This is a genomic window from Formosa bonchosmolovskayae, from assembly GCF_051016085.1.
Taxonomy (GTDB): domain Bacteria; phylum Bacteroidota; class Bacteroidia; order Flavobacteriales; family Flavobacteriaceae; genus Formosa.
In genome coordinates, this window is sequence record NZ_CP174605.1 from 812604 (window position 1) to 832263 (window position 19660).

At 35.4% G+C, this 19660-nt stretch carries 13 protein-coding genes; 1 reads left to right on the plus strand and 12 read right to left on the minus strand.

Annotated elements, in window-relative coordinates; all coding sequences use genetic code 11:
* Nucleotides 1-105: 105 nt before the first annotated feature.
* The 7 genes from ACKC83_RS03435 to ACKC83_RS03465 form a co-directional block, all read right to left on the minus strand.
* Nucleotides 106-912 (minus strand): energy transducer TonB, encoded by an 807-nt coding sequence (locus ACKC83_RS03435; RefSeq protein ID WP_434037034.1) that lies wholly within the window; start codon nucleotides 910-912, stop codon nucleotides 106-108.
* A gap of 116 nt (nucleotides 913-1028) precedes the next feature.
* On the minus strand, nucleotides 1029-1748 hold the full coding sequence (locus ACKC83_RS03440) for an energy transducer TonB (protein ID WP_414036602.1): 720 nt from the start codon (nucleotides 1746-1748) through the stop codon (nucleotides 1029-1031).
* Between the two features lie 57 nt (nucleotides 1749-1805).
* On the minus strand, nucleotides 1806-2186 hold the full coding sequence (locus tag ACKC83_RS03445) for a VanZ family protein (protein WP_434037035.1): 381 nt from the start codon (nucleotides 2184-2186) through the stop codon (nucleotides 1806-1808).
* Nucleotides 2179-2559, minus strand: coding sequence for a glycine cleavage system protein GcvH (gcvH, locus tag ACKC83_RS03450; protein WP_414036600.1), 381 nt, complete (start codon nucleotides 2557-2559; stop codon nucleotides 2179-2181). Before gcvH ends, ACKC83_RS03445 begins: the two co-directional genes overlap by 8 nt.
* A gap of 67 nt (nucleotides 2560-2626) precedes the next feature.
* Complete coding sequence (sprA, locus tag ACKC83_RS03455; protein WP_434037036.1) at nucleotides 2627-9826, minus strand: cell surface protein SprA; 7200 nt, start codon at nucleotides 9824-9826, stop codon at nucleotides 2627-2629.
* Between the two features lie 6 nt (nucleotides 9827-9832).
* Complete coding sequence (gene ruvA, locus ACKC83_RS03460; RefSeq protein ID WP_414036598.1) at nucleotides 9833-10414, minus strand: Holliday junction branch migration protein RuvA; 582 nt, start codon at nucleotides 10412-10414, stop codon at nucleotides 9833-9835.
* Nucleotides 10415-10488: 74 nt separating this feature from the next.
* Complete coding sequence (locus ACKC83_RS03465) at nucleotides 10489-12762, minus strand: NADP-dependent malic enzyme (protein WP_414036597.1); 2274 nt, start codon at nucleotides 12760-12762, stop codon at nucleotides 10489-10491.
* 374 nt (nucleotides 12763-13136) lie between these two features.
* Between ACKC83_RS03465 and ACKC83_RS03470 the strand changes: the two genes are divergently transcribed.
* Nucleotides 13137-15011 (plus strand): hypothetical protein, encoded by a 1875-nt coding sequence (locus tag ACKC83_RS03470; RefSeq protein WP_434037037.1) that lies wholly within the window; start codon nucleotides 13137-13139, stop codon nucleotides 15009-15011.
* A gap of 78 nt (nucleotides 15012-15089) precedes the next feature.
* Here ACKC83_RS03470 and ACKC83_RS03475 read toward each other — a convergent pair whose 3' ends face one another.
* The 5 genes from ACKC83_RS03475 to ACKC83_RS03495 all read right to left on the minus strand — a co-directional run bounded on the left by ACKC83_RS03475 (nucleotide 15090) and on the right by ACKC83_RS03495 (nucleotide 19628).
* Nucleotides 15090-15995: a hypothetical protein gene (locus tag ACKC83_RS03475; protein ID WP_434037038.1), complete on the minus strand. Its 906-nt coding sequence runs from the start codon at nucleotides 15993-15995 to the stop codon at nucleotides 15090-15092.
* A gap of 61 nt (nucleotides 15996-16056) precedes the next feature.
* The gene (gene queG / locus ACKC83_RS03480; protein ID WP_434037039.1) at nucleotides 16057-16977 is read right to left on the minus strand and encodes a tRNA epoxyqueuosine(34) reductase QueG; all 921 of its coding nucleotides are present in this window, start codon (nucleotides 16975-16977) and stop codon (nucleotides 16057-16059) included.
* Between the two features lie 7 nt (nucleotides 16978-16984).
* Nucleotides 16985-17719 (minus strand): class I SAM-dependent methyltransferase, encoded by a 735-nt coding sequence (locus tag ACKC83_RS03485; RefSeq protein WP_434037040.1) that lies wholly within the window; start codon nucleotides 17717-17719, stop codon nucleotides 16985-16987.
* A 10-nt stretch (nucleotides 17720-17729) separates the two neighbouring features.
* The gene (gene ruvB / locus ACKC83_RS03490; protein ID WP_434037041.1) at nucleotides 17730-18752 is read right to left on the minus strand and encodes a Holliday junction branch migration DNA helicase RuvB; all 1023 of its coding nucleotides are present in this window, start codon (nucleotides 18750-18752) and stop codon (nucleotides 17730-17732) included.
* Between the two features lie 57 nt (nucleotides 18753-18809).
* Nucleotides 18810-19628 carry a DNA/RNA non-specific endonuclease gene (locus tag ACKC83_RS03495; RefSeq protein WP_434037042.1) on the minus strand — a complete coding sequence of 273 codons (819 nt, stop codon included), beginning with the start codon at nucleotides 19626-19628 and terminating at the stop codon, nucleotides 18810-18812.
* Nucleotides 19629-19660 lie beyond the last annotated feature (32 nt).

A 19660-nucleotide genomic window follows, 5' to 3' on the forward strand; every position in this document is an offset into this window, starting at 1 on the left:
GTGTTCGTTTAATGCCGAAAGATACTGTTTTTTAAGAATACATAAATTAAAAAAGCCGATACGATTGTACATCATATCGACTTTTAGTGCGTTTTAAAAGTATTTTTAATTCTGAACCTGAAATAGAATAGGCATGGTATACATAACACTTACATTTTTGTTACGTTGTTTCCCCGGAATCATTGTTGGTACTTCTCCTATTACACGTTTTGCTTCGTTCTCTAGTGTTTTATTAGGCGCACGTGCTTTTACATCAGTAACCTCGCCTTTATTGTTTATTTTAAACTGAACCTGTATTTTTTGAATCCCAGTTAATCCTTCTTCTGAGGCCAAATTGGTGTTAAATTTTCTTTGAACCAGTTTGGAAAGCTTTTTAGACATACACGCTTTACGAGCGTCGTTAGATTTAGCAGATTCGCAACCTGGAAATACAGGTACAACCTCAACCCCCATCATATTAAAAATCTCATCTTCCTCTTCTGGTATTTCTACAATATCAAGGTCGGACGCATCTTTTAAAATTGGAGCGTCATCTGCCTGCGTAAATACATCTTTAAAATTTGTTTCAATTGAAGTATCATTATCTACTATGGTAGGTGTATCGGTTAAAATGGTTTTCTTAGCAGTTTTTGGTTCGATGGACTTAACTGCTTTAGGAGCTTCCTTAATAATAAAATTATCCATCGTGTATTCTGAAGACTCTTCAATATTTGTAGCAAAATCTACCACAGCCAACGGTTGCTTATTATATGAGGTTTCGAACAAACCGTAGACCATGAGTAAACACACAATCAATCCAATTTGAAAATAAATCATCGCATTGTTTTTTAACTTCACATCCTTACTTCGAATAACATCGCTTTTGCTATTATTTTTTAATAATAACGATTCTTTTGACACTGATTCCTTCATAATATTTAAATTTAAATGTTAATATTATGATAAATTAACAATAAGCGTGCCGTAATAAAACAAAAAAAATCCCGATACAACCGTATCGGGATTTTAATATATAAACAATATTGTATTTAATCTTGTACTTGGAATACAATTGGAAGTGAGTAAGGTACAATTACTGCTTTTCCACGTTGCATACCTGGCTTCATTTGTGGTAATTTATTAATTACACGAGAAGCCTCTTGCTCTAATTTAGGGTGTGGTGCTCTAGCACGTACACCTGTAATGTTTCCATCTTTACCAATTTTAAAGATTACGTTAATACGCTGTCTTCCTGATAAACCTAATTCTCCAGCTAAATCTGTATTAAAGTTTTTTCCAACAAATTTTGAAATCTTATCAGACATACACTTTTTCTTCTCAGCGTTATTCCCTTTTTCACATCCAGGAAAAACAGGAACGTTTTCAATAATTGAGAAAGGAACCTCTACATCTTCTTCAACCTCTTCTACAAATACTTCTTCTACTTCAGCAATTTCTTCTTCCTGACTAGTTTCAGTAGATTCGATTACAGTTTCTTCAATTTCAACCTCATCCTTTACAACCTCAATAACTTCTGGAGCTGCTGGTGGTGGTGGTGGAGGTGGTGGAGTCTTAATCTGTTCAGTAATGGGAATTTCTTCGTCCATTTCTTCATCCATTGTAATCAGACCGATATCGATGGCTTCTTTATCGTAAGTTTTGTAATTAATTGCGAAATTAGTTAAGGCTAACATCATTGCTAAACCAATCGCAAAGTATAAAGCACTGTTACGTGAGACATTTGCTTTAGGATTCTTCTTAGGTTCCATAATATATTGTTTTCAGGATTGCTAAAATAACCATTTATTTGGCAAAAAAGCAAGCGTTTATATCTTTTTATATTGAATTTTATTCTTGATCGTTAAAATTAAGAGCGTTACAATAACACCTACACTATTTGCAAAAATATCTAAAACGTCAAATTGACGAGTTTCGGTAAGAGTACCTTGAAGGTATTCTATTAATACCCCGAAACTTATCGCGACTACTCCTGTTAATATAAGCACTTTTGCTTGTGTCCATTTATAACCGTATTTAAATACGGCATACCATAATAAACTTAGCAAACAATATGCCAGAAAATGAAACACCTTATCGGTATTCTTGGGAGTTCCGTCTGTAATCGTACCCAAATTCATTAAGCTTACAGTTGCTAAAACAGCAGTATAAAGAAACGCAGCAGGTATTAAAACCCTTTTTTTAAGCACCAACTAAGGCTTTATAATCGGCATCAGACAATAAAGTATCTAATTCTTCTGGCTTAGTAAATTTAAGTTTAATCATCCAACCGTCTCCATAAGGGTCCGAATTTACAACTTCTGGAGCATCTTCTAAGCTCTCGTTAAATTCGATAACCTCACCAGATAAAGGTAAAAATAAGTCTGACACTGTTTTTACAGCCTCAACGGTTCCAAAAACCTCTTCAATATCTAAAGTCTCATCTAAAGTCTCAACTTCTACATAAACGATATCTCCTAATTCGCTTTGTGCGAAATCTGTAATACCTATTGTAGCGACATCGCCTTCAATTTTAACCCATTCGTGGTCTTTAGTGTACTTTAATTCTGATGGAATATTCATTATTTATTTTATTTAATTAGGTTTAACAAATGTATTTATTCAAAGCTAAATTACAAACTTAATTGATTTAATTACCGAAATTATATCGCATTGTTAACCCTGAGCGCAACGTGGTTTGCGGAAACGCTGTAGATATTGCATATTCGGAGAACGTATAATCGAAATAAAATATAGCCGACAAGTTTTTGCTGAACGCATAATCTGCGGTGTATTTTAAGCCCCAAATGGTTTGACCCGATGTAATCTGATTATTATCTAAATCTAAGTATCTAATTATTGTTTTATTCTCTCTTAAAGACACATCGGCCTTCATGTTAATATCGCTCACAATAGTCTGATTTGGACCTGCTAACTTAGATTTCATACGGACATCCTTAATGCGATATCCTAAACCTACAATGTATTCGTTCCCTATAATTTCTGTCATTAAATTGTTATCGAAACTCAACGACAATAATCTATCTTTTCTCACTTCTGCAAGAATTTTTACTGAATTTTGCATTTCGAAATCCAAACGAATTAACGGACTAAACATTTCTGTTAAGTTGATGTTGCTATATAAATTTTCGGATTTATAATCTCCCGACTGATTGAATACATAATCCGGCTGATTCTCATAATCTAAAGAATAATTTACCTTATTATAGTCTAAATTGGTCGAAAACTGGTTAATGGTATAGGTTGATCGGTAACCGTGACCCACAGAAAATCTTTTAAAGTTCTTTTTAAACCAAGCCATTTTCATAAACCCTGTGTACTTTAAATCCCAGTTTGGCAAAGGCACGTTTCTAAATGCTCCCAAACTTACGTCATTGGCTCCTACACCTTGGTAAGCCGATAAGAATGATGGTAACAATACAGCCTGACTTGTTTTCCCAAATCCTAAAGCATAACCATCAATATTTCCTCCTTCAAAATTGTCTGGATTAGACATATCTACACCAGCACGTGCTGCCAATCGTCTAGACACGATTAATCGATTTGATCTAAACTCGTCGAATGCCTTAGAGCTTGTTTCGTCACTTTTTCCAAATGCTGTTTTAATTAAAAGCGTCGAAATATTAAAATTACCATAGGTATTCGGTGTTAATGACTGATATTGATAATCGTTATTAATCTGATCGACAACAAAGTTTTCTGATAAGCTTTCGGAATACAATCGGTTAAAGATTAAATCAATTTTTAAATCTGTTGCCGGCTCTAAATTCGCCGAAATATCTAATTGCTTATTATGGGTTTCGATGTATTGCTCGTTAAAATCCTGATACACGGTTAACCATCCTTTACTCGCTGCCAATTGTCTAATATCGCTTTGGCTACCTATGGTATATCCAAAAGTAGGTCTAACAGTTCCTAAAAAGCCTGGAGTTTCTAAATATCCTGGTAAGTAGGTTCCGTTATTTTCCTGATAATTTACCTGAATACGTTTTACCATAGTCGCAATATCTATTGCGGCATTTACCCAGGCATTACTCTTACTTTCTGGTACAGGTTTTTCTGCACCTTTTGGACTTCTTGCCGAAACAGCTCCGCGACTATTTTTATTTGTAGGTTTCTTTACTAAACCAATATATCTATAGAACTTATTCATTTCCATAGATGTATTTATGTTATGCACATTGGCATTCTGGATGGTATTTCCTAAATCGTAGGTTTGTCCATCTACTTCTAAATCGCCATATAAATCTGATCCTTTTTGCCACTGAAAATCTCCAGTATACGAATAGGTCGCTTGTAAAAAGCTTAAGAACGGTATTTTGTATAGTGGCAACTCATAATTAACACCTAATTGCTGGTACTGTCTGTTTGGATCTCCAATATCTAAGAACCCGTCCCAAACATCCAAAGTAGGATCCTGCGAACCATTAATAATATTGTCCTCGAAATAATTTCTAACAATATTATTTTTTGAAGTGGTAAAGTTTACCTGAAGTGCTCTAGTAATATTATAACTAAATGTATATTGAAAATCGAATGTATAATTACGTCTATACAAATCGTCTAACCCAATATTACCAGCAGACAACTCAACTTCTCTATATCTTTGCTTGTTGTAATTTCTTAAAAAATTAGAACTTACCGTAAATGTTGTAGGTAGGTAATTAAAATTAAAATCCTTTAACACCTTCCAGTATTTACCCATAAAAAGAGAATCGTTATTCTTGAAAGGTTCTATTGATTTCGGCGTAAAATTATAAGCATAATTTGCACCTAAACGCACGGTTTTATCGACTGAATTCTCAATTTCAAAATCGCGATGTTCTACTTTATTAAACGAATAATTAAAGGTGAAATTCTCTATATCGTAAAACTGAGGTTTAGCTTCGGTTGTTCTAATTTTTCTTACACCGATAAAATTGATGCTTTTTCGCTTCGTGTAGTTTTCGTTTACATTAAGCACAGAATCTTTATTGTTCGAATTATCTAGTATAGCCTCCAATTCTAAATCCTGATAATATTCGTCGTATTTAGGCGTAATTCTTTCCTCGCTCTGTCCGTAATTAAAAGGCAATTGCACACCCCACTTTTCAGGTAGTAACTGACCTAAATTAACGTTAGTAACCACATCGTATTGTTGCACATCTTCAAGACTACGCTGACTAGGTCCTTGTTCTATAGTACCAAAACCAGATGTACTTTGTCTTCCCGTAGCACTAACATTTGCGAAATCTGCTATATTAGAATCCATACTTAATATCGCAGCCCAACCGCCTTCGTTATCCATATCGGATAAACGCAATTCGTTAAACCAAAACACTCCACATTGTTTGTTGGACGATGCATTTTTAACACCAAGCATTAACGTTCGAATATCTCCAAAATTAGGATTCCCCTTTATTCCAATACGGTGCTGCCCTAAAACATAACCACTGTACTGATCGGTTACTACATTTAAATCACTACCAACCACATCGTAAAATGTAGGATCTTCGTTTAATAAAGTCCCATCGGATAAACCAATTGCTTTTATTTCTTGTAGTAATTCTATAGGTAAATTAATTTCGTTTTCTTCTGGCCACAACGCATCTCTGGTTGTTCCTTCACTAACTTTTAAAGGAATCTCAATCTGATAGTAATTCTGAGTTAAATCGTTACCCATTCTTATAAAAGCAACTGGATAATCCTGTAAACCAAGAATACCATCTTCTTCGGCATGTACAAACATTCGTAAACGTTTATACTGACGCATATCGATGCTAATATTCTTATAAACAGCTCTAGAATCTTCTTCTTCCAGATCGCAGACTTCAACTACTAAAGATTGTTCGTTTTGCTGAATAACGGTATTGTTGTTATATAATTCTTCAGGATCTACACCTGGAGGCGATTGGTAAATTCCATCATTTTCTAAAGTGCTTATCACACCTACAGAAAACTCTGTTTCTGGATCGTCTGGCGTTACATCGTCTTCATCTAAAGCCAAGGTATAACGTCTCCAATCACTTCGCACTAAATCTAGCGTTCCAAAACGGAATATGGTAGATTCACTAAAATCTTTAAGATACATACGTGCGAATCGAATAGATCTTAAATCGCTAATACCTCCTACCGACTTGGCTCTGGCGCTCTCTACAGGTATTCTAAATTGATACCATCTAATATTAGTCGATTGCCCATTTGCCAATAAACGAGGTTCTATTTTAACATCTTTAATATATTCACCTAAAGGATTTGAAGGCGAAATATTTCCTAAATCGCTAGAACTATTAGGTAAATTCTGCGGTGTTAAATCTAATTCGTATTCGTAATAACTATCAATCGTGTTCATGGTATTATCACGATTAATATCTTCTACATCTGGCAGTGTTGTGGAACCTCTATTGGTATCACTAAACACGTCTGGCGAATTCCCATCTACACCGTTATATCGCTTATATCGGTCAAAAATATCTCCCGTTGTATTTAAATAATACACATAATTATCGTTTGATGGATCTGGTCCAAAATCAATTCCAAAAACAACACCTTCTTCGGCATCATTATACCCATCGTACCCTACATCTTGGTTAGTACGTTCACTCCCTTGAGAGTCGAAAGCATATATTAATGCTTGGTTTTGTGGCACAACGGTTCCCCATTCGGTAGTTGGTAACAATCCAGAATTACCATCTTTTGGCAACCCATTTTCATATTGCTTTCTACCATCTTTAATAAGGTCTTCAGAGATGTTTCCTAAGTTGAAAACTAATTTACCTCCTGGGTTTTGTTCATTTTCCTGAAAAGGATCTTGTAACCAAAACTCGATATATTCTACATTGGCTTGCTCGAAATCGGTAGATGTTAGCGCTCGTGTTATTCCTGCCCAACTCGCTTCTGGATTTGGGATAATTCCACTTTTTGTATTGGGATCGAAATTATATGGTCCGCGTTCTTCTGGATAATAAGCTAAATCTAAAGTGTTTAAAACAGTGGTTTGCCCCTGTGCAATTCCTTGTTCTGGGAATAATTCTTGAATAAATACACGACTGGTATATATACTAGAAATATCATCGTCCGACATTTCGGAAGGACGCTGACTAGAATAGAAAATAGGATCTATTGTATACCAGTTTAACATGGCACGTTGGTAACCGTTCTGAATACCATTCTGATCGGCAGTCGGATTTTCTGAAATACTCACATCTAATGGTCTGCTTGAGAGAAACCAAGATTGCTGAGACAATAATGAAATGGCATTCTGCGAACCTTCAAAATCGTCGACATAAGCCGTGACTTCCCCATCAAAATCGGTTCCTTTTGGAGCACCTGGTTTTAAATATGCAAATTCACCACGAACAGATAAATTAGATGGCACGTCTGTATCTATATTGGGTAACTTATTAACTAAACGTGTTAGAAATGGCACTTCTGTTGAATAGTTACCGTTAAATCCAAAAATGGTATTATTTATAGGCTCTGTGCTGTAGTTTGCTTTTTGAGTGATTGGTCGCTCGTTTAAATTTAACAAGGTAGCGCCTAACACAAATTTATCGCTAAATTGATGCTCTACGTTCACTCCCATAAACCGTTTGGTTTGCTGACCAAATACAGCGTTATTTTCTGTAGAAACTTGAATCGGTGTATTTGATGCTTTTAAAGCTTCATCTAAAATTTGTACTTGACCTAACTGATAATTTACAGTATAATCTATCCCCTCAACTAAAACACGTCCGCCGGCAGTAACCGAAACCGAACCTCTTGGCACATTAAAAGCACCAATAGAAATTCCTTCGCCTCCAGAAGACTTGTAACGTCCTGCAATTTGAAACTTATTCTTTTCGGCATAGTCTAATGCCTTGGTTTTAGTGACATCGTATAATTCGTTATAAACATATTTTTTCTGATTCTCGTTATAGGTAGTTGGATCGTCGTAATTCCCAAAATCTGTTGGAACATCTAAAACATCGAATAAATATTCCCCAAAAGGTTCAACTTTGGTAAATACAATTTTTCCGTTTGAAGGTATAACGGTGATATTATTTACATAATCGAAAAACCCATCTCCCCCGGCCTGCGGATCTCCATTGTAATTTAACTTATCAAAATGAAATAATTGTAGTAATGGCACTTCTTGAATAGGCGTGCCATCGAAATCTGTTCCAAAATCTCCACCTACAGGACTAATATAGTTTAAAGGTGACGCTTCGTTATAAAATATATTTAATTTGAAATCTTCCTGACTTAATTGATAGGCTCCAGTATCGTAAATGTTTTTCATCATCAGCTCCCAAATAGGCTGATCTACACTCGTGATAGGACTTTTAAGTAATTTTAAAACTAAACTATTATTGGTAACTACTTGCGGAGAATCATCGTCGCTATCTCCTATATCTGTAGCATCTACACCATCATTAGCAAATTCCCCGACCTGATATACTTGTCCTCCTACAGTAAACTGAAACGCTACCGCAAGAATTTCATCGTTATTTAATCGCTGATTTAAGGACACATACCCCAATTGGGTGTTTAAAAGATATTCTGTGCCTTGCACTAATTTTCTAGCATTTTCAAGTTTAGCGTAATCTTTCCCTTCACTTGTGCCACCAACTAAAATTCCGGATTGTACCGTTGCTATATCTCGAACAGCCGTGGTTAACTGAGAATTTGCCTGACCAATTGCTGTAGGATCGTAAGCATTATTTCCGTTGTCTGGATATGCTCCTGGACTTCCAAAAACATTAACTGCAGAACCTATTAACTCTGGATTCGATTCTCCTAAATCCTGAAATCCTACTATATTTCTTACATTATCCGTACTGTTTGTGCGGTTAGTAATCCATACCTCCATACGTGTGATCTGTACATTAGTATTAATGTATGGATAATTGGATAGTGCGGCATCATACTTTTCTCTAAAATACTGTGCTAAGAAGAAGTGACGATTTTCGTCGTAGTCCCTTGCAAATAATTCGAACTCTTCTAAAGTTCCTCCACCTTGAGCAACGACTGTATTGATTTCCGATTTCTGTTCTGAAAAAATTCCAGTAACCCGAGTTTTACCAAATTGTAGTTGTGTTTTTACACCAAATAAACTCTGAGCTCCTGTAATTAAGGAACTGTTTAAAGGCATACTAACATTACCGACTTCAATTTTTTGGATAATATCATCTTCGGTTGGTGTGTATTCTAATTTTATTAAATTCTGAAAATCGAAAGTAGATTGGGTATCGTAATTGGCAGTAACTTGTAAACGCGTCCCGACCTTACCTAATAAACTTAAACTAATACGCTGGTCAAAATCGAAACTAAAGTTACTTCTATTTCTTGGCGAAAATGCCGGATTATCCTGTTTAGAAAACAGAACACCCAAATCCATTTCTACCGATCCTTGAGGAATAACATCGATAGTACTTCCTCCGAAAATAGATTCGAAAAAGCTTGAATTTACATAAAACTGAGGTAATAGATTTTTAACCTCCTCTTCCGAACCATCTTTTTTCCCATCAAAAGCATCAATTTTTTGCTTGTAATACGATTTTAAATTTTCGGCCTGAACCATTTGTTCAAACTCGGATGGTGTTAAAATTACGGGATAGTTTATATTAAATTCACCTACAGATTCTGTATAAATATAACGATCTGTAAAGGCATCATAAGTATATTTTGAAACAATACTTGCTGGATTAGCGATATTAATACGTCCCAAACTATGCCCCGTTTGGATACTATCTTGTGCTGTTGTAGGTGCAACCTGAGCAAAAGCACTTGCACTTACTAATAACAGAGCAAAACAAACAACATATGTTTTAATTGTAGAATAAATAGCGTTAAATCTGGTTGTATTCAAAATCTATTATAAATTTTTTAAAGCTTGTTTTATGATGGTTTCTACCGATGCATCAGGCTCTGCCTTAACAATCTTATCGACAGCACGTTCTGCTTGCTTCTTAACAAAACCAAGAACTTCTAAAGCAGATAACGCTTCATCTTTGTTGGTATTGCTTGTAGACACAGAAACTTCATCAATTTCGTAAATCTTTAAAACTTTATCTTTTAAATCTATAATAACACGTTGTGCTGTTTTTACACCAATCCCTTTAATAGATTGAATTAAAGCAACGTCTTCTTTAGCTATTCCTTCTCGAACTTGCTTTGGGGTTAAAGACGATAACATGGTACGTGCCGTACCTGCTCCAATACCACTTACAGAAATAAGCAGTTTAAACATATCGCGTTCAGCAATAGAAGAAAACCCATACAAAGTATGGGAATCTTCTTTTACTAAAAGTTGAGTATATAGTTTTATATTTTCCTGATCAGGAATTTGAGAATATGTATGCAAAGAAATGTTTAAAAAATAACCTACTCCATTACAGTCTATAACGACATCTGTAGGGTTCTTTTCTACCAATTTCCCATGAATATGTGAAATCATTTGCTTGTTTTGTTATAACTCCAAATGTAACATTTTTTTTCACATTTTAAATCATTCTGTATGACGCATTATTTTTAGCGTTTTGACTTCTGATGGGCGTCTACCACAGCAATTGCCGTCATGTTTACAATTTCGTCTACACTAGCTCCTAATTGTAAAATATGAACAGGTTTACGCATTCCCAACATTATCGGACCAATAGATTCCGCATTGTTTAATACTTTAAGCATTTTATAAGTAATGTTTGCGGCGTCTAAATTTGGAAAAATAAGTGTGTTTACTTTTTTCCCTGCTAATTTAGAGAACGGGAATTTTTCTTGCAGTAATTCGTTGTTTAACGCAAAATCTGTTTGCACTTCTCCGTCTACTATTAATTTAGGATACTGTCTGTGTAAATACGAAACGGCTTCGCGAATTTTTGAAGCACCGTCGTTATTAGACGATCCAAAATTAGAATACGACGTCATGGCAATTACAGGTTCCAAACCAAACATCTTTACTGCCGTTGCTGTCATTCTAGCAATTGTAGCTAAATCTTTTGCATCTGGATTTATATTTATAGCTGTATCGCTAAAAAACATAGGACCACGCTGTGTCATCATTAAATTGGTTGTAGCCACTCGGGTTGCCCCTTTTGCCATGCCAATAACTTCTAACATGGGTTTTACCACGGTTGGATAAGCTCTAGAGAATCCAGATATTAAGGCATCGGCATCGCCTTCATTAACCATCATAGCAGCGAAATAATTACGCTCACGCATTAAACTTTCGGCAGCGTATAAGGTAACACCGCGACGTTTTCTTTGCTCCCAATACACTCTTGCGTAACGCAATTTACGTTTATGTTCGTGATCGGATTTCGGATCAATAATTTCTACTTCTGCATCGAATTCCAATTCTTCCATAAGCTCAAGAATAGTTTCGCGACGTCCTAATAAAATAGGAATTGCGATTCCTTCTTCTAGTGCAATTTGTGCGGCTTTTAAAACTTCAATTTTATCTGCTTCAGCAAAAACAACACGCTTCGGATTCATTTTAGCACGATTAAATAATAATTTAATTAATTTATTATCTGTACCTAATCGACCTTCTAACTCCGTTTCATAATCATTCCAATCTAAAATCGGTTTCTTTGCAACACCACTTTCCATAGCGGCTCTTGCTACTGCAGGTGGAATTTTAGAAATTAACCTTGGATCGAATGGTTTTGGGATGATATAATCTCGACCAAATGTTAAACGGGTTTCTCCGTATGCTATATTTACTTGTTCTGGCACAGGTTCTTTAGCCATTTCGGCTAAAGCGACAACTGCGGCCATTTTCATCTCTTCATTAATTTTTGTTGCACGAACATCTAAAGCACCTCTAAAGATGAAAGGGAAACCTAAAACATTATTAACTTGGTTAGGATGATCGCTACGTCCTGTTGCCATAATAATATCGTCTCGCGTATCTATTGCTAATTGATAAGCAATCTCTGGATCTGGATTTGCCATGGCGAACACAATAGGATTGTCGGCCATAATTAACAACATCTCTGGTGTTACCACATCGGCCATAGATAAACCAATAAGTACATCGGCATCTTTCATGGCATCGGTTAAGGTATCGATATTACGGTCTGTAGCAAATTCTGCTTTTTCCGAAGTTAAATTGGTTCGATCCTTACGGATTACACCTTTACTATCGCACATTACAATATTTTCGCGTCGGGCTCCAAAGGCTTGATACAAACGTGTACACGAAATAGCAGCAGCTCCAGCGCCACTAATTACGATTCGAACATCTTCAATTTTCTTTTCGGTAATTTCTAAAGCATTAATTAATGCAGCTGCCGAAATAATTGCTGTACCATGCTGATCGTCGTGCATTACAGGAATATCTAACTCTTCCTTTAAACGACGTTCGATTTCGAAAGCTTCAGGTGCTTTAATATCTTCTAAATTAATTCCTCCAAAGGTTGGAGCAATCATTTTAACCGTTTGTATAAATTCTTCTACATTTTCGGTATCTACCTCAATATCGAACACATCGATATCTGCGAAAATTTTAAATAATAATCCTTTACCTTCCATTACTGGTTTAGAGGCTTCTGGACCAATATTTCCTAATCCTAAAACGGCAGTACCATTAGAAATTACGGCTACTAAATTCCCTTTAGTAGTATATTTATATGCGTTTTCTTTATTTGCTGCTATTTCTAAACAAGGCTCTGCAACTCCTGGCGAATAGGCCAATGCTAAGTCTCTTTGGGTAGCATATTTTTTGGTTGGAACAACTTTTATTTTCCCTGGTGTGGGGTGGGAATGGTAAATTAATGCTTCACTTTTCTTGCTTTGTTTACTCATAATTTCAATTGTTATTGCCTAACAAATGTAATAATCCTATATGTGAAACTCTAATCTATTTTTCACGCAAACGATATAGTTTTATTAATTTACCATTATATAGGTCAATGTTTAAGAATACAAACAATTAATTAACAAAAATCACAAAACACCTTAATAAAATTAGTGTAGACACTATTCACATGTATTTTATAAGAGGTAACGGATATTAGTATTCTATAGTTGTGCTAATAAAAGCTACTGCACAAACGTTATGAGGCAAAAAACAATGCGATTTAAGTCAAATAAAACCCGAAAAGCGACTAAATTTACCGGAATTTTCTAGATATATTCCCTAATTTAAATAACTTCAGAATTAATTGTTCGAATAATCAATGAGTATAAAATATTTATATCTAATAGCGTTTACGGTGTTCCTGAGTTTTTCGGCGAATGCTCAAGTAAAAGCAAAAGATAGTACTCAGATTTATGAGAAAATTAAAACATATTCTAGAGAAAGAAAATTCACCAAGGCGATACATAAACTCATTTTTAAAACTCCCAATAGGAAGACGCCTAAGAAAGCAGATAAAAAGAGTATAGATAAAGAATATTTGTCGCTACATGGCCATCCCATTAGAAGCATTACTATTGAAACATTAGACCCTTTTGGGTATTCGGCAACCGATTCGACCAAGACTCCTGATAAATGGATCGATGAATTTGGTAACAAGGCCCACATTAAATCTAAAAATTTTGCTATTCGGAATATTTTACTCTTTAAAGAAAAAACAGATTTAGACACCTTACTTTTAAATGAATCTGAACGATTAATACGTTCTCAAAGCTTTATTAGAAGTGTGAAAATTGATGCCAAAAAAGCAAGTCAAACCTCCGACTCTGTCGATGTTAAAATCCGTGTTTTAGATTCTTGGAGTTTTATTGTAAAAGGTTCTATATCGACATCTAAAACTCGGGTAATTCTTAACGAACGTAACTTTTTAGGGTTCGGACATGAATTTAACAATGCCATCGAAAAAAGGTATGGCAATAACAATACAGGTTACAGATTTAACTATGTTGTTCCAAACATAAAAAACTCTTTTGTTAGATCGGAAATTTATTACAATTTAGATACTGAAGGCTTCTATCAAAAAAAACTTAATATAGAAAGAACCTTTTACTCGCCATTAACAAAATGGGCCGGTGGTATTTATATAGATGAACAGTTTAGAAAAGATTCACTACCAGATTTTCAAAATGAATTGAGTTATGAGAATTTTAAATACAGAACTAATGATTTTTGGGCGGGTCACGCCTTTAATATTTTTAAGGGAAAATCGATTGAAGAACGTACAACAAATTTAATTACCTCTGTACGTTATCTTAATGTTGCGTACAAGGAGTCTCCTTCTAAAGCATACGACTCTATTAATTATTTTTCGAACGAGAATTTTTACCTAGGAAGTGTGGCGATTGCTTCTAGACAGTACGTGCAAGACCGTTTTATATTTAGAGATGGAATAATAGAAGATGTCCCAATTGGCTTAGTCACCTCTATTACCTCGGGATATCAGCGCAAAAACGAAGAAAACCGTTACTATTTGGGTACCAATTTTACCATTGCAGAGTACTTTAAATGGGGGTATTTAAGTGGTACTGTGGGTGCCGAAACATTTCTTAACCATTCTAGAGCAGAACAAACCACGATTAATTTTGGAGCGTCCTATTTTACAAATTTAATTCCGTTAGGTTCGAAATGGAAAATGAGACAATTTATAAGACCACAAATTATTTTGGGGTTTGATAGACTCAATTCAATAGCAGATCGGGTGTCTTTAAATGAAAATGTAGAACCCTTTGGATTCGATCGAAATTATTATTTGCGAGACACATACACCGCAGGTATTCCTGGTTTTAATGCCAATATTTATGGTACGAAAAAAGTACTTTTAGCAATGCAAACTCAATTCTATTCACCTTGGAATCTTTTAGGTTTTAGGCTAAATCCGTATTTAAATTTCACAGCAGGTACCATTGGAGGCCAGCAAACGTCGCTATCGGATAGTAAATTACACTCTTCTTTTGGCGTAGGTTTTATAATACGAAACGATTATTTGGTGTTTAGTTCATTTCAGTTATCCTTATCTTATTACCCAGAAATTCCTGGTCAAGGAAGTAATATTTTTAAAACTAATTCTTTTGAAACAGATGATTTCGGATTTCAACCCATTAATATTGGAAAACCTGGTACGCTATTATATCCATAAAACATAAACGCCTGAGAATTTACAATTTAAATTCTCAGGCGTTTATGTTATTTTATAAGGTGTTGTTTCTAACTACACTTAGTCATTTAAAACTTTAGCATCTTCTGGTTTCGAAAAGAAATTATCCTCTACTGTCGGTGAAAAACTTATATCACTCACAGTTATATCTGTAATATATTCCCCTAATCCATCTTTAGCTTCTGCAGACCAATATGTTTTAAATCCTGTGGCTAAAACAATGCCATCTACCGTAGTTGTTCCTTGAACCACTGTTATTTTCTCAGGTGCATGTCCGCCTTCTGGAAAATACTCTGGATAAGACACAATGTATTTAAAAGCATCTAGCAAATTGGTTTCCGAATTTATATACAAAATGTAATAATCGTCTGGAGCAGATCCCACACCTGCATCATAAGTAGCCTTAACCACTTTTTGTAACGTACCTTTAAATTCTACCTCTGGTAATAATTCTAGGTTTACCCCTTCTCCATCTAGCACAAAAGGCTGACCCGAAAAATATAGTGGTGTTAAAGCCCAAAACTTAGTATCGTATTCAAAAGATGTACTGTCTTTTGCTTTTACCCAAGCTTCTTCTCCATCCCATCCATACGTGTTTGAAGGGTCGGTAATACTGTTATGTCTGGCTTTATTACTCCAAGTATCTATGGTTTGGTAAGAATCTCTAATTCCTTTACCATTTAAAGGCTTGTAATCAAAATGAAAAGAAAAATAACCATTAGAGTACCAGTTTTCTAAGCCTCCATGAGCTTCCATAGCGCTCCATAACACTTTACCTGCTTCTGTAGCATTCAATCTTTTATTAGCGGCGTCCACTCTTTTTTGTATCCAAGAATCTGGAATATTATATGTTGCTACAGCAGTTTCTACTTCGGTAGTAGATGCCGATTCTTTTTTTGCGGTCTCTTTACAAGCTACAAAACTTAATACCAAAAATAAACCTAAGAGTTTAGATGCTTTTATCATTTTATACGTTTTAATTAGTTTTAGTCGTGTGTATCCACAAACCTTTCAATAGGAATACAAATTATTTCAAAAAATCGATATTCCGCGTTAACCCCTTAAATTTAGTACGCTTAACAGCCGATTTCTGAAACACTTTTTTGAAGGTGTCCTCGGTAATTTCTTCCCAATCTTTTTTGCTCATTTCTAGTAATTCGGGATGCGGATTAAAAAGAGGTTCCTGATGTGGCTTCGAAAAACGATTCCACGGACACACATCTTGGCAAATATCGCAACCGAACATCCAATCTTCGAATTTACCTTTTTCGCTTTCGGGCAATGCATCTTTTAATTCTATAGTAAAATACGAAATACATTTACTGCCATCTACAACATAGGGATCTGTAATGGCATCGGTTGGACATGCGTCGATACATTTTGTGCATGTACCGCAATGATCGGTGGTTACACCATCGTAATCCAATTCTAAATCTACAATCAATTCAGCTATAAAATAAAACGAACCGACTTCTTTTGTAAGCAGATTGCTATGTTTACCAATCCACCCCAAACCAGATTTCGCAGCCCATGCTTTATCTAATACCGGAGCAGAATCTACAAAAGCACGTCCGTGAACGTCTCCTATTTCCGACTGAATAGTATATAGTAATTCTTTAAGCTTTTCTTTTATAATAAAATGATAATCCATCCCGTAAGCATATTTAGATAGCTTAAATGTGTCTTCCGGTTGAAGTTCATGCGGATAATAATTTAATAATAACGAAATAACAGACTTAGAGCCTTCTACCAATTTTGTTGGATCGAGACGTTTATCGAAATGATTTTCCATGTACTGCATTTCACCATGAAAATTTTGTTTAAGGTAATGCTCTAATCGTGGCGCTTCAACTTCTAGAAATTCTGCTTTACTAATACCACAAGACAAAAAACCGAGGCGTTTGGCTTCGGTTTTAATAATATTTGTGTGTCTTGTTTTAGTATCCATTATCGTTCTAAATCTTTTGAGCCACAATTACGGTTTCTTTTGTATTAAACCCATGGTAATTTTGTGATTCTGAAGAGAAATTATTCACAGTTGTATTGAAACCAACAGATTTTAATCTGCTGTTTAAACCGTCTACAGAATATATTCTAAGATGATCCTCTTGACCAAAGTGTTTTAATCTTTCCGAAGGCGTTACAATGGTTTTATCTTCATAAATATTTCCAGATTTAAAAGGCGTTTGAATGTAGCACCTGCCTTGCGGTTTCAAAATACGATATAATTCGGTCATTGCCTGAACATCTTGTTCTATGTGTTCTAAAACATGGTAGCATATAATTACATCATAAGTGTTATTGGGCGCATCGATAGCTTCGATGTTATATTGTCTTTTTGCTTGAAATTCCCCCATATAATCTGAAGGTTCATAATCCGTATTTTTAAGGTTCTCTAGGACTTTGGATAGTACTCTTGGCGGTGAAAAATGGAGTACCTTTTTATCAGACAACTCATGTTCTATAATAGACCATAAACGTCTTGTGCGTGATAAACTCCCACAATTGGGGCACAAGGTTTTCCCATCATATAAAGAGATAAATTGGGACATTTTAAAACCACAAACATTACACTTGAAGCGATTCCCTTTATAAAACATGGCAACAAAAGGACGTAATGTATCTTGATGCTTTTGTAACCATTTTTCAGGAATAATCTGTTTAACCGCCTGCTTAAGTTTAACGTACATAAGCCATCATTTAAAATAAGCCACCTTGTACAGGACCTTTGGTACGCCCTAAGTGCAGATAGGCTGCTTCGGTAACTTCTCGACCACGTGGTGTACGCATTATAAACCCTTGCTGGATAAGAAAAGGTTCGTAAACTTCTTCAATTGTTTCGGCACTTTCACTTACCGCAGTTGCCAAGGTTGTAATTCCCACAGGTCCACCTTTAAATTTATCTATAATGGTTGTCAGAATTTTATTATCCATCTCGTCTAAGCCGTGAGCATCTACATTTAAAGCTTTTAATGCAAATTTGGCTATGGCTAAATCTATAGTTCCATTGCCTTTAATTTCGGCAAAATCACGCACACGACGTAATAACGCATTTGCTATTCGGGGAGTTCCACGACTTCGACCCGCAATTTCTATCGCGGCATCTATATCCATAGGAACATTTAATATTTCTGAACTCCGTTGAACGATAGTTGATAGTAATTCGGTTGAGTAATATTGCAGTCGACTACTAATTCCGAAACGTGCACGCATAGGCGCCGTTAGTAAACCAGATCGTGTAGTGGCACCAATAAGGGTAAACGGATTTAAATGAATTTGTACCGTTCTTGCATTTGGCCCAGACTCTATCATGATATCAATCTTATAATCTTCCATTGCAGAGTATAAATATTCCTCTACAATAGGACTTAACCTATGTATTTCGTCAATGAATAATACATCGCGTTCATCCAAATTGGTTAACAGGCCAGCTAAGTCACCAGGCTTATCTAAAACAGGCCCGGAAGTTACTTTTATACCAACACCAAGCTCGTTTGCTAAAATGTGCGCTAAAGTAGTCTTACCAAGTCCAGGAGGACCATGAAATAGGGTATGATCTAACGCATCACCACGACGGTTTGATGCTTCCACAAAAATGCTAAGATTTTCTAGTACCTGATCTTGCCCAGCAAAATCATCAAACGATAAGGGTCTTAATGCTTTTTCGACATCCATATCTTCAGATGAGATATGTTCTTTTTCTGGATTCAAGTTTTCGTTCATAATTTATAAAAAAGCAAAGTAAATGATTAATTAAGCCGATTGGAAATATTAAACCCTTTATCTAAATCGCCAATCAGAAGTATGTATTGAACCTTCAAGACGGTTCTCTAAGGCATCGTTCAATTTCGGAAAGAAATCGATACCCGTTTTAGCCTCAATATCGTCCACCGATACCACATAACTTTGTAAAGATTGGTTTGCGTTTGATCTATTCGGGATAATGAATCCTATCATTTTAGACGCGTCTCCACGGTCATTAAAGATAATCTTATAAAAGTAATTAGGTACAGAAACGCGATCTTTTCCTATGGTTTTTAAATTCCCTTCCAATATACCACCAGTAACAACATATACATCGTTATAAGATTTTGCCCAAGTACGTACCGTTTGTTCCAAATCGTTCCAGATCCCTGCATTAAAATCGTGATTCTGAGGAGCAATATTACTTGTTAAAAACGTTTCGTTATACGAGGCAACAGATTTTCGTCTATCGCCTGCTGGGCATAAATGACCTTTATCGTAGCCCGAGTTTTTATAACTACGCCAATCTGCAGACTTGGTTTTTACCGATTTATCCTCATTAAAATAAGGACGCTTTCTTTTGGTATATACAATATCAGATTTCTTTAGCAAATAGGCTACCCATTCGGCTTGTTCATGCTGTTCACTATAAGACAAGGTATAGTTGTTATGGTACACCATGGCACCCGTAGTAGATGTAGGTAAGTAAAATGCATTATCTTTTTTACTACGCAAATTCTCTTCTTGACCATAAGGTGCTTCAACTGAAGTGGAATGTTCGGTATCTAAATATTGTTCGTATACATAAACACCAATGATTAAAAGGACTCCTACAATGGATAAAATTTTCTTCATACTTTAATTACGACTCTAAAATATACAGAAAA